The sequence below is a fragment of the Dyadobacter soli genome (assembly GCF_900101885.1).
GTDB lineage: Bacteria > Bacteroidota > Bacteroidia > Cytophagales > Spirosomataceae > Dyadobacter > Dyadobacter soli.
Genome location: NZ_FNAN01000020.1, coordinates 90,339 through 103,936, shown reverse-complemented (window position 1 = coordinate 103,936; position 13,598 = coordinate 90,339). Strand labels below are relative to the sequence as shown.

Below are 13,598 nucleotides of genomic sequence, written 5' to 3'. Positions count from 1 at the left end.
CGCATTTGGATCTACTGTTTTAACCCGACACAAAAAAACCGGCGGTATGGGGATACCACCGGTTTGGAGCTCTCCGGTCCTGCATTTTCGACGATACTGACCGGATAGAGCGGCTTTAATCTTTTTCCAAGTCTTAAAAACCATTTTAAAAGTATGAAAAAAAACATACTCGGCTACTACTATTTTGTCTGGCTTATGAAAATCAGCGCCTTACCCTTCCTGATGATACTGTCCTGTACGGTCAGTGCCATCGCGCTGGATGCGCATGCGCAGGACCTGCTGGGGAAGCGCGTCAGCATCGACTCGAAAAATCTATCCATCCAGTCCCTGCTGATCGAAATAGAACGGCAGGCCAATGTGCGGTTCGTATTCAGCCCGGCATTGATCGAATCCGGGCGACAGGTTTCGGTGAATGTCCGTAACCAGACTATCTCGCAGGTTTTGGACAAATACCTGAAACCCATTGGCATCGGCTACGACGCCACCGACAAGGTGATCGTGCTGCGATCGGACAAGACACTCACCCGGCCGGTGCCGGATACCCCCGCTCCCGCTGTGCAGACCGAACAGAAAAAAGTATCGGGCAGCGTCACCGACGAAAAAGGCGGCGCATTACCGGGCGTCAGTGTGCTGGTGAAAGGGACTACCACCGGTACCACTACGGACGTGGAAGGGAATTTCACACTCGACAACCTCGACGATTCCGCCGTTCTGATTTTTTCCTTCGTAGGGTACATCGCCCAGGAGGTCGCGGTTGGCGCGCAGTCGGTCCTTCGGATTTCGCTCAAACAGGATATGAAGGAACTGGAAGAGCTGGTGGTAGTAGGATATGGTACTATAAAGAAAGCTAACCTGACCGGCGCCGTGTCCAGCATCGATTCCAAAGCGATCGAAAACCGCCCGATCACCAACGCTTCGCAGGCATTGCAGGGGCTTCCGGGCGTGTACGTGAATATGAACCAGGGCAGGCCCGGCGCGGACGGCGCCAGTATCACGATCCGCGGCGCGAGTTCCTATAACACGGAAACCGGCACCGGGCCATTGGTACTGGTTGATGGCGTGGAGTTCTCGCTCAGGGACGTCAACCCGAATGATATAGAGAAAGTTACCGTCCTGAAAGATGCCGCATCGGCGGCCATTTACGGAAGCCGCGCCCAAAACGGCGTGGTGCTGGTGACCACCAAAACCGGGCAGAAAAACACGAAAGTAAGGGTAGATTACTCGGGTTATCTCGGTGTACAGCAGGCGACCAGGCTACCCGGTAATGTGGTCACCAATACTTTGGAATACATGGAAGGAAAAAACCGCGCGCTCGCCAATGAGGGCCGTGCGGCGGAGTACTCCCAGGCATTGATGGACGAATACCGCAACGGGAAAGACCCTTACGTTTATCCCAATACGGACTGGTTCAAACTGATGTTCCGCAATGCGGCGATCCAGGAGCATAATGTACGGCTTTCTGGCGGCTCGGACCGGTCTACCTACTCCGTTTCGCTAGGCTATCTGAACCAGAAGGGCATTCTGCCTGGCAGCGGCGCGCAGAAATATTCGTTCAGCACCAATATCAATTCCGACGTTACGCCCTGGCTCACCATCGGAAGCAATGTGATCGCCACCTGGTGGGATAACAACGAAGGCGCTTACACGGCGAACGACGCCAACGGCGAGGGCGGGATCATGGGGCTGATTTACCGAGGCCTGCCGATGCAGACCAACCTGGCCCAGGACGGTACTTATGCCGACCAGTGGATCAGGGTTCCCGGCCATAACTTTTTCCGCAACCCCTACGCGCTTTCCCTCGAGGGACGGCACCTTAACAAGAGCTTGCGGGGGATCGCTAACCTGTATGCGCAGGTTAACCTGCCATTCGGCGTCAAATACAAGATCACCGTCGCACCGAATATGTACTTCGAGAACGAGAAATACAATTACCCGGTAATCCCGCTCACCAATACCAAAACCGGCGAGGTGACCAACATGGGCAACATTCCGCCGCGCGGGGTTTCGCAGGCGAGCGGGCTGAACTTCTCATTCACCAACTTCCACACCCTGAACTGGGAAAAGAATTTCAAGGAAAACCATTACCTCAATGTACTGGGCGGGTTCAGTCTCGAACATTTTTCAATTGGCAGGTTCACGGCGCAGAACCAGGGTTACCTCGGCAACGAAATCACCGAGCTGAACGGCGGCAGCCTTAACCCGGTCGTGAGCGGCACATCCACGAAGTCGCGCATTATGTCCACATTCGGGCGTGTGAATTATGTTTTCAAGGACAAATACCTCTTTGAAACCAATTTCCGGGTCGATGGCTCCTCGCGTTTCGAGCAGTCGCGCCGGTGGGGCTTCTTTCCTTCGTTCTCGGCCGGTTGGCGGATCAGCGAGGAGAATTTCCTGAAAGACATCCGCACGATCAGCAACCTGAAACTCAGGGCGTCCTGGGGCCAGCTCGGAAACCAGAACATTCCATTGTTCAGCTATGTCAATGCGGTGGAGCTGAATTCGCCGGTTTTCACGACCAACTATTCTTTCAATAATGTGGTGTCGAGCGGGGCGGCTGTGCGGACGCTGGCCGACCCGACGGTAGGCTGGGAATCGACAACCGCAAGCAACGTCGGGATAGACGGCGGGCTGTTCAACAATAAACTGACATTCGAATTCGACCTTTTCCGGAAGTATACCGACGGCATTCTGGCGCGTGTAAACCTGCCTGCGCAGGTGGGGAATTTGCAGGGGCCGCTGAGCAATATCGGCTCGGTTTCCAACAAAGGCTATGAACTGACGGTGGGTTACCGCGACCGTGCGGCCGGGATCAACTACAACCTGGCAGCCAACATCACCCATTTGATCAACAAAGTCGAAAACACCGACGGGGCGATCCTGTACAATACCAACAGGATCATCCAGGAAGGCTCGCCGATCAACTCGTTCTTCGGATTGCAGTCACTGGGGCTTTTCCAGTCCAAATCGGAAATAGACGCGTCGCCGTTCCAGAACAATGTAACCAACCCGGGCGATATCAAATACAAGGACCAGAATGGCGACGGGAAGATCGACAGCGGCGACCGCGTGGTGATCGGGCAGTCGAATCCGGGCTACACCTACACTTTCACGGCTGGCGCGGATTACAAGGGTTTCGATTTCGCGATGTTCTGGCAGGGTACTTTCAAGCTGGATACCTACGTGACCGCCAACCTGGCGCAACCTTACAAAAACGGCGCGGGCGTCACCCGGGAATGGCTTACCGATTCGTGGACGCCCGAAAACCCCAATGCGTCGCTGCCCAGGCTGACCACCGCGAACGGCTACCCGCAGAATTTCCAGGTGTCCGACTTCTGGCTTCAGAGCATTGCTTACCTCCGGTTGAAAAACGTCCAGCTGGGCTATACGATCCCCGCCGACCTCGTGAAAAAACTGGGACTTTCCCGGGTGAGATTGTACCTGAACGGTCAGAACCTGATCACCGTCTCCAAGTTCCGGCTGGGCGACCCCGAGCGTGACCCGGCAGCGGCGGGCGTCGTCGCCTACCCGATCGCCAAAGTCGCCTCTTTCGGCCTGAACGTTTCATTCTAACCCATTGACCGCATTAACCCAATGAAAATATACAAACTCATCCTTCCGGCATTGCTGCTCACCGGCTGCTCGGATTACCTTGAACTGAACCCGACAGACCGTTTCACGGAAGCGACCTTCTGGAAAACCGAGGAGCACGCCAATGCGGGCCTTACTGCCACTTACAGCTCGCTGATGAACGTCTACGGCAGCAATATCCCGGCCAGCCTGGATGCGGTGACCTCCAATTTTTATACTTACGACAACCAGCTCGGTGCCGGTAATATCGCCAGGGGCATTCACGATGCGGCCAATACCGCCATCATCAACACCCGCTGGGGCAATGCTTACCAGGGCATAGGCCGTGCCAATTCGGTGATCAGCCGTGTGCCCGGCATTACCATGGACGAAGGGCGTAAAAAGCAGGTGGTCGCCGAAGCGCAGTTCCTCCGCGCCTTTTTCTATTTCAGCCTGTGGTCTGTTTATGGCGGCGTTCCGCTGATTACCGATCCGCCGGCCAGGGAGCAGGGAGAATTGCCCCGCAACAACGCCGCCGACATCGAGCGGCAAATGCTGGCCGACCTCGACGCCGCCATACCGGTATTGCCGGCTACCATTTCGGCCGCCAATAAGGGCCGCGCAGGTAAGGCCACCGCGCTGGCATTGAAGGCGCGTATCCAGTTGTATCTCAATAACTGGGCCGCCGCGGCTGAAACGTCGAAGGCATTGATCGACTTGAAATCCAATGCGCTGTTCCCCGACTACCGGGCGCTTTTTATGCCGGAAAACGAGGGTAATACCGAAATCCTGATGGACGTGCAATATAAGCAGCCGGAGTTCACGCATTCCAACGATATCCAGTTCGACCAGTTCAATTCGTTTGCGCCGACGCAGAACCTGATCGACCAATACGAAGCCATCGACGGAAAGCCTATCACCGAGTCGGCGCTTTACGATGCCGCCAAACCCTACGAAAATCGCGATCCCCGGTTGAAAAGCACCGTGATCACCATCGGCAGCTTGTTTAAAGGCAAACCGGTCGTGGCTACGACCTATCCCCAAACCGGATACGGTCTAAAAAAAGGTACTACCTACCGGGACGGTGAGGCGCCGCCCGCCGGGAAGGTCGATAACATTTCGGACCTGAATGTAGTCCTGATCCGGTATGCCGAGGTGCTGCTTACCTACGCCGAGGCCCAGAATGAAGTCGCCGGCCCGGATGCTTCCGTATATGCGGCCGTGAACGAGGTGCGCAAACGGGCCGGTATGCCCGCGTTGCCCGCCGGGCTCTCGCAAGCAGCGATGCGCGAACGCCTCCGCCACGAGCGCCGGATCGAGTTTGTCGGCGAGGGCCTTTATTACTTCGATTTGAAAAGATGGAAAACCGCCGAAGCGGAGTTGAATACCGATGTGACGAATTACCTTGGCAAAGTAGTCGATAAGCGCTCGTTCAACCCGCAGCGCGACTATCTCTGGCCGGTCCCAACCACGGCATTGCAAACCAACCCGAACCTCAACCAGAACCCCAATTACAACCGGTAACCCATTGCGTATAATGAAGGTTTTCAAAATCAGACTATTGGTAAGTATTTGCATTTTGCTGACCGCCGCTCCCGCCGCCTTTCCGGCGGGGGCGCAGCAGCAGAAACCCGCCAGGCCGAATATCATTTTCATCCTCGTCGACGATATGGGCTGGGGCGACGTGGGTGCTTTCTGGCAAAACCAACGGATGCGAAAAGGCGACCGCAGCGAGCCCTGGCAGCGTACCCCGCACCTGGACGCGATGGCGAAGGGCGGCGCCATGCTGACCAACCACTATTGCGCGGCACCGGTATGTGCGCCGTCGCGTGCGTCGATCCTGCTCGGGGTGAGCCAGGGACATGCCAATGTGCGCGACAACCAGTTCGATAAGGAGCTGCAAAACACATTCACAATCGGGAATGTACTGCAAAAAGCGGGTTACAAAACCGGCCTGGTCGGCAAATGGGGCCTGCAAGGACTGAATGCAACCGAACCGGAATGGCCCGCCCACCCGCTGAACCGCGGTTTCGATTACTCGTATGCCTATATCAAGCACGTGGACGGGCATGAGCATTACCCGAAGGAAGGCATTTACCGGGGCAAAAAGAATGTCTGGGAAAACAAAACCAATGTATCCGACGGGCTGGACAAATGCTTTACCACCGACTTGTGGACAGCCGCCGCAAAAAAATGGATCACGGCGCAAAGCAAGTCTGCGGTAAAGGAAGAGCCGTTTTTCCTGTACCTGGCCTATGATGTACCCCACGCGGTGCTCGAATTACCCACTCAGGCATACCCGTCCGGCGGCGGCTTGAAAGGCGGTCTGCAATGGCTGGGAACGCCGGGAAAGATGATCAACACCGCCAGCGGAGAGCCTGATTCCTACATTCACCCGGATTATGCCAATGCAACCTACGACGATGACAAAAACCCGTCAACCCCGGAAAAACCCTGGCCGGACACCTACAAACGTTATGCGACGCTTTGCCGCCGGATCGATGACGGCATAGGCGATATTTTCAAATTGTTGAAGGACCTGAAAATCGATGAGAATACGATGGTCGTGTTTACTTCCGACAACGGCCCGTCCATCGAATCTTATCTCCCGAAACAATACGTGAATTACACGCCCGAGTTTTTCAACAGCTTCGGTCCGTTCGATGGGATCAAGCGCGATGTATGGGAAGGCGGCGTTCGGGTGCCCGCAATCGTCAGCTGGCCGGGGGCTATTCCTGCCAGTCAGGTGATCGACTCGCCGAATGCTTCGCATGACTGGCTCGCCACCTTCGCCGACGCGGCCCGCATTGCTGCACCTGCCCGTACCGATGGCGTATCGCTTCTGCCTCACCTGACGGGCAAAGGAAAGAAAAGAGAAAGTCTGATATACATAGAATACGATCAGAACGGCGCTACACCGGATTTCGCCGAATTCTCGCCCAATCACCGCGCGAGACAGCGTAACCAGATGCAGAAAGTCCGCAAAGGTGACTATGTGGGAGTCCGGTACAACATCCGCTCCGCCGACGATGACTTTGAGATCTACGATGTTGTCAAAGACCCACAGGAAGCGCACAATCTAGCCTCCGGCAATGCATTGAGAACAATGCAACAAGATTTCAAGGATTATGTTTTGCGGGTAAGACGCCCGGATGCGGAGGCACCCAGACCGTATGACAGCGCACTAATTCCACCAATCAAAACCAATGGCACAAAAGCTGGCTTAAAATATAAGGTCTTTAAAGGCGACTACCCGTGGATTTCCGATATACGGAACATGAGCCCCGTAGAAAAAGGAGTCCTGAATGGTCTTGATCTTTCTAAAATAAAAACCACTGAGGGGCTGCTGGTGATCGAAGGGATGATACACGCGGAAAAGGATGGTAAATATTATTTATCTATGTCGGGAAGCGGTGGCTTTTTACTGAAAATGCATCATGCAAATTTGCTTGACGGTAGTTTTAATTATCAAAATGGGCAGAAAATAGATGGTGCCGTCAATCTGAAAGCCGGCGAACATCCGATCAGAATTATTTACCAACCAGAAAAAGGACAGACACCAAAACTTACCTTTGATTGGAAATTTGAAAAAAACGAATCGTCGTCACCAGGAAGCTCGCCATTTGTATACGAATAAATTGCCTAACTGACCTTCCATATTCTTGTCAATCGTATAACTTGTAGTTGTTAAGCAGGAAGTCGTGCAAGCCGTAGGAATGACTACGGCCTGCACGACATTTTTATTGTTTGATAAACTGCAATGCCTGTTTTTCCTCACCGGTTTGTAAATACAAAAAGTAGCTGCCCGTGCTCAAACTGGCAACCGGGATTTTAATCGATTGGTTAGCGTCGGAGTTGACTACAAGTTGCTTAACAACCCGTCCCGCGCTGCTTACTATCTGTATGCGGACATTATCATACGCCTTATTAAGTTGCAATTGCAATAAATCGGCGGTCGGGTTAGGAAAAACTAGTATTTCCGTCACCGCTTTATCTTGCAGTAAGACAATCCTGCTGTAATCGGTCTCACCGGTGGCATGGATGGTTTTCAACCGGTAGTATTGCTTTTTGGCGACCGCACGCAGATCGATAAAATTGTAGGTGTGCAGTTCAGCGGCATTTCTGGCATCCAGATGGCCAATAACATTGAAATGAAACCCATTGTCGCTTTTCTCAATCTCGTAGCAACAAATCTCGCTTTCATTCTCGGTAACAAATTTGACTCGTGCAGTTTTTCCCTCTTCTTGCCAGGCAACTTTGAATGAGATCAGGTCGACGGGCAATGCACCGCCGGAAGTACCTGCTGTCTGGGAAGGTACGTAGCGCCAAGGGCCGTACATTTGCCCGGTGATGGCCGTAACCGGATCGTACTGGACCCTGGCCCTTATTTTAGTGTATTTTCCTGCTTGCTTAGCCACCAGGCTTTTAAGTTCGGTGCCCGTTATCGTCAGGTCCGTAAAGATGGGTTGCAGGGAGGTGTACAGGACACTGTTGGTAATAGGGGTGCCGCTGTAAGGCTCGTAGCTGACCTTGGTTTCCCAAACCAGCTTGCCTTTCGCCTTTCCCAGGAACGATTTGGCATACAGGCCTGTGCCGAAGTTGGCAAGCGGGAAATTGCTGCTGCTCATCGGGGTAGCAAGGTCGACATTGTACAGGTTCAGGTTATTACGGCCGCTGGCAGTTGCTTCATTGCCATAATAAACAAAAGCGGCCCCTTCACCGGTCTGGCCGTTATCGTATTGAAATGCTCCCACGACGACATCGCTATACCCATCCCCATTAACGTCGCCCGCACCGGCGACAGAACCGCCCATGAGTGCGGCGGACTGGTTACTTTCCACCATAGTAACTGTCATATCGATCCCTGTGGCCGAGCCATGGTAGATAAAGGCAGCTCCTTCAGTGCCTTGGCCATTGCTGTAAGTATAGGCTCCTACAATGACATCGCTATACCCATCCCCGTTGACATCACCCGCGCTAGCAACTGACTGGCCCATGAGTGCATCTGCCTTGTTGCTTTCAATCATAGCCACGGCGGTGGTATTAATCCCTGCTGGCGAGCCGTGATAGATAAAGCAGGCTCCTTCATTTGCCAACTGGCGGCCGTTGTCGTAACCGGGGGCCCCGACAATGACATCACTGTAACCGTCCCCGTTCACATCTCCTGCGCCGGCAACAGCAAAGCCCATTCGTGCACCTGGCTGGTTGTTATCTACCGCAGCGGCGAAGGTAGTAATGATCCCGGTGGCTGAGCCGTGATAGATAAAGGCGGCTCCTTCACTGTTTTGCCCCATGTCGTAATATGGAGCCCCTACGATGACATCGCTGTACCCGTCCCCGTTCACATCTGCTTCGCCGGCAACAGAATAGCCCAATCGTGCATCTTCCTGGTTGCTTTCTATGACGGCGGCGGCAGTATTATCGATCCCCGATGCTGAACCGTGATAGATAAAAATGGCCCCTTCTCTTTCTTGTCCATTGCTGTAAAAGTGGGCTCCTACAATGACATCGCTATACCCGTCGCCGTTTACATCCCCCGCACTAGCTACGGACTCCCCCAGTTGGGCATTTGCCTGGTTGCTTTCCAGCATGGCAGCAGCCATGGTACTGATGCCTGTCGCCGAACCATAGTATACGAAGGCGGCTCCTTCATTGGTCTCACCATTGTCGTAGAAAACAGCCCCCACGATCACATCACTATACCCGTCCCCGTTTACATCCCCGGCGCTGGCAACGGAAATACCCAACTGTGCACCTGCCTGGTTACTTTCCACAATGGCAGCCGCTGTGGTACTGATGCCTGTCGCCGAACCGTGGTAAATGAAGGCAACCCCTTCATCGGTTTCACCATTGTCGTAGTAAACAGCCCCCACGATCACATCACTGTACCCGTCCCCGTTTACATCACCGGCGCTGGCAACGGAAACACCCAACTGTGCACTTACCTGGTTACTTTCCACAATGGCAGCCGCTGTGGTACTGATGCCTGTCGCCCCGCCATGGTAAACAAAAGCCGCACCTTCATCGGTTTCCCCGTTGTCGTAGTTTGAAGCGCTTACAATGATGTCGCTATACCCATCCCCGTTTACATCTCCCGCACTCGCTACCGAAACGCCCACGTCTGCATTCACCTGGTTAAGTTCCAGCATGGCAGAAGCTGTTGTTCTAATCCCCGTGGCTGAGCCTTGATAGATAAATGCGGCACCCTCGTAGTCCTCACCGTTGCTATATTGATTTGCACCTACGATTACATCGCTGTATCCATCACCGTTAATGTCGCCTGCGCTGGCTACGGAATTGCCCATTTTTGAAAATGTCTGATTGCTTTCCAGCGTTACGGCCGCCGTGCTACTGATCCCAACCGCTGAGCCATGATAAACAAAGGCAGCGCCTTCTTCGGATTCGCCGTTGCTGTAAGAATTAGCACCTACAATCACATCGCTGTAACCGTCGCCATTCACATCGCCGGCACTGGCTACTGACTGCCCGATTCTTCCATATATCTGGTTGCATTCGAGCATTACGGCCGCCGTGGTACTGATCCCCGTGGCCGAGCCATGATAGACAAAGGCAGCGCCTTCTTCGAATTCCCCATTGGTATACCGCCAGGCGCCGACAACCACATCGCTGTACCCATCCCCGTTTACATCCCCCGCACCGGCTACCGAACGCCCCATCCATGCCTCCGCCTGGTTGCTTTCGAGGACCGTCACTGCCGTGGTACCGATTCCCGTGGCGGAGCCGTGATAGATAAATGCGGCCCCCTGTTCAGCATCGCCATAGCCGTGCGCCCCGACTATTACATCGCTGTATCCATCCCCGTTTACATCCCCCGCAGTAGCTACGGACTCCCCCAGTTGGGCATTTGCCTGGTTGCTTTCGATCATAGCCGCTGCGGTGGTATTGACCCCTGTCGCTGAGCCGTGATGAATAAAGACGGCACCCTCATTGTTTTCGCCGTTGTTGTATCTGGAAGCTCCGGCAATCACATCGCTATACCCGTCACCGTTTACATCGCCCGCAGTCGCTACGGAAGAGCCCATCATGGCACCTTCCATATTGCCTTCGATGATAGTGGCGGCAATGCTGTTAATCCCGGTGGCTGAACCATGGTAAATAAAGACAACACCTTCTTCATATTCGCCATTATCGTAATCTTCTGCACCTACGATCACATCGCTATATCCATCCCCATTTACATCCCCTGCGCTCGCAACCGCCTCCAAATGGGCCTCTCTCTGGTTACTTTCTACCATGGCCGCAGCAGTAGTGCTGATCGGGTCAATGGTAATCGGGTATGCCGCATCAGCGGTATTGACCCGGATGGCGTAGCTGTCGTTCTCTTTTTCGAAGTTTGCGGCCAGTATTTTTCCATTGGCATCCCAGACCTTTAATTGCTCATAGTTCAAAACCACGCCGCTTTGCTCATGTACAAATTGCAGCCGGTCACTACTTAGGCGCTGCTCCAGCGTCGTTTCTACACTGAAATTCAGTTTCAGGTCTTCATCGTCCGACAAGGGATTCTGCACAATAAAATTTTGCCGCATACCTTCCATGTTGTTGATATACTGCACAGTGATATTGTCTGTCTGATATTCGGCCTTGCTTCCATTAATCTGCCAGGTGCCTTTGCCTACTTGCTTTTTATCCAGGTTGAAAGCTACTTTCCAATCTGAAAGGGTTTTGTATTCGATCTGATCAGGTGGGGTGGTGATATCGTAGTCGCTAACCGGTACCTGGGTCGTGCGTGGCTGGACGGTGAACCCCTTTTCGTCGTAGTAAAAACGAAGGTTGTTTTTTCGGTTCGGCGTGCTGTAACTGTCACCGACTTTCTTGAAGTGGTATTCCCCCTCCCGCATGTTTTTCATGGCAGCAGCATACCAATCGCTCTGTTTTAACTTTTCGACGCCAGTTGTTTTTTCTGGTTGGCGTGCCAACGGTTTGCGGGAAGCCACAGGCAACAGATGCAGCCTTTCGGGCAGATGGTTGACTGCTTGCGGATCTGTGCGCAGGGGCAATGATGGCATCAAAGCCAGCGTCAATAAGAGTAAAGGTTTCAGATTCATACTTTTTCGGTCATTTTTGAGGTCGCTGACAACCGGACATTGCGCCCGAACTGCGACTTTTTTACAACCGGAAAAGGTAGGGTAGACGTAAATCGCGGTTAGTACGATTAATTATGAAACTTTTGTCGAAAATACGCGACATGAGATATACCAAAATAACTTTTGTAAACAATGCATTATTGAAAAACCACGTCGATAGGTTTGTTGCATACGGCTTACACATTTGCTTCGCTTACCGTACCGCTCCCGGTTAGCCTGGTCCGGTTTGAAGCTTTCGCCGAAGGACACACTGCGCTGCTCACATGGGCTACCACCGAGGAAACCAACCATGGCATCATTTTTTTTGCAGGTGGCGCACATTATAAGATACAAGCTTTGCTAACCACAGATAGACAGACATGCCATCAAATCTAATTGCCAGTTGCGCCAGGGCTTTGCAAGAACGTGGCCTGACTATTGCATTTGCAGAAAGCGTTACGGCTGGTCGGCTTGCGGCCGAATTCTCCATGACAGAGTTCTCGGGGGCTATCCTGAAAGGCGGCCTTGTTTGCTACGACGCCGAAGTAAAAAAGCAACTATTGGGCATTGACCGGACAGTCATCAAAAGGTTTACGCCGGAAAGCGAAGAAGTAACCAGGGAGCTTACCTCGCGTTTGAAAGGGCTAATCAATTCTGATATCCAGGTGGGCATTACAGGCCTGGCAACGCCCGGTGGAAGTGAAACGGCCCAAAAGCCGGTCGGCACCATTTTCCTGCACCTATTGATTATGGGTAAATCCATCGCTGTCAGCGAGGTGTTTGAAGGCACTCCGGAGCAAATCGTCCTGCTGGCAGCGGACCTCGCAGCAAAACCATTACCGACGAACTAAATAGATAGCAGTATGACCAAGATCGACGTAGGATATCACGCTTCTCACGAACAATTTAAACCCAGCGAGCTTATGAAGTATGTGGGTCTTGCCCAAAACGCGGGGTTTACGAGCGTCCTTAATTCCGACCATTTCTTTCCCTGGGGCGAAACGCAGGGTGAAAGTGGCTTTGCATGGAGCTGGCTTGGCGCCGCCATGCAGGCGACCAATCTGCAATTCGGCATCGTCAACGCTCCCGGTCAACGCTACCATCCTGCCATCATTGCGCAGGCCGTCGCCACCCTTTGCGAAATGTTTCCGGAGCGCTTCTGGATCGCGGTGGGGAGCGGTCAGTTTCTCAATGAGCATATTACCGCCGAGCGGTGGCCGTCCAAAGACGAGCGTAACCAACGTTTAATTGAATGCGTCCAGATCATGCGGGCGCTGTGGGCAGGCGAATCGGTTACCCATGACGGGCTTGTGCAGGTATATGACGCGAAACTATATACGCTCCCCGGATACATGCCTACGGTCGTCGGCGCAGCGCTCACCGAAAAAACAGCACGGTGGGCCGGAAGCTGGGCCGACGCGATGATTACCACTTCCCGGCCTCCGGACGAGTTAAAAAGAATGATCAATGCTTTTCGGGAAGGCGGCGGTGAAGGGAAACCTGTTTACCTGAAAGTACAATTGTCATTCGATACCAGCATGGCAAAAGCTGTGCAAGGTGCCCACCAGCAGTGGCGCAATAACATCTTCGCTTCATCACTACTATCAGATATCCGCTCGCCGGCAGGGTTTGATGCTGCCGGAACGGTGGTCCGGCCAGAGGACATGAGCGCCGCCGTCAGAATCTCGGATAGCCCGGACCAGCATCTGGAATGGCTGTCGGCAGATATCGAAGCGGGAATTACCAAATTGTATCTGCACAATGTCAATCTCGATCAACAACAATTTATCGAAGCCTTCGGTGAGAAAGTGGTCCCCCATTTGATTTGAGGTTTTCAAAAGCAACAACTGGCTCATTAGTCCAGCTGTTGCTTTGATACCTTTTCAGCTATTCTGATCACTTTTTTTATACTTATATTTTAAGATAAGCATCGCCACGTTCAGTCAT

Annotated in this window: 6 protein-coding genes; 5 read left to right on the top strand and 1 reads right to left on the bottom strand. The window is 53.2% G+C overall.

Annotation, left to right across the window (positions count from 1 at the left end; translation table 11 throughout):
- Positions 1–153 precede the first annotated feature (153 nt).
- The 3 genes from BLQ88_RS28645 to BLQ88_RS28635 are packed head-to-tail and all read left to right on the top strand — an operon-like array spanning position 154 to position 7,204.
- Positions 154–3,570 (top strand): TonB-dependent receptor, encoded by a 3,417-nt coding sequence (locus BLQ88_RS28645; RefSeq protein WP_090156449.1) that lies wholly within the window; start codon positions 154–156, stop codon positions 3,568–3,570.
- Positions 3,571–3,591: 21 nt separating this feature from the next.
- Complete coding sequence (locus BLQ88_RS28640) at positions 3,592–5,091, top strand: RagB/SusD family nutrient uptake outer membrane protein (RefSeq protein WP_090156448.1); 1,500 nt, start codon at positions 3,592–3,594, stop codon at positions 5,089–5,091.
- 13 nt (positions 5,092–5,104) lie between these two features.
- Positions 5,105–7,204 (top strand): sulfatase-like hydrolase/transferase, encoded by a 2,100-nt coding sequence (locus BLQ88_RS28635; protein WP_090156447.1) that lies wholly within the window; start codon positions 5,105–5,107, stop codon positions 7,202–7,204.
- A gap of 103 nt (positions 7,205–7,307) precedes the next feature.
- Here the strand turns inward: BLQ88_RS28635 and BLQ88_RS28630 are convergent, their stop codons facing one another.
- On the bottom strand, positions 7,308–11,633 hold the full coding sequence (locus BLQ88_RS28630; protein WP_090156446.1) for an FG-GAP-like repeat-containing protein: 4,326 nt from the start codon (positions 11,631–11,633) through the stop codon (positions 7,308–7,310).
- A 398-nt stretch (positions 11,634–12,031) separates the two neighbouring features.
- Between BLQ88_RS28630 and BLQ88_RS28620 the strand changes: the two genes are divergently transcribed.
- Entirely contained in the window at positions 12,032–12,502 is a 471-nt protein-coding gene (locus tag BLQ88_RS28620; protein ID WP_090156444.1) for a CinA family protein, read from the top strand.
- Between the two features lie 12 nt (positions 12,503–12,514).
- Positions 12,515–13,480, top strand: coding sequence for a TIGR03885 family FMN-dependent LLM class oxidoreductase (locus BLQ88_RS28615; RefSeq protein WP_090156443.1), 966 nt, complete (start codon positions 12,515–12,517; stop codon positions 13,478–13,480).
- Positions 13,481–13,598: the final 118 nt, after the last annotated feature.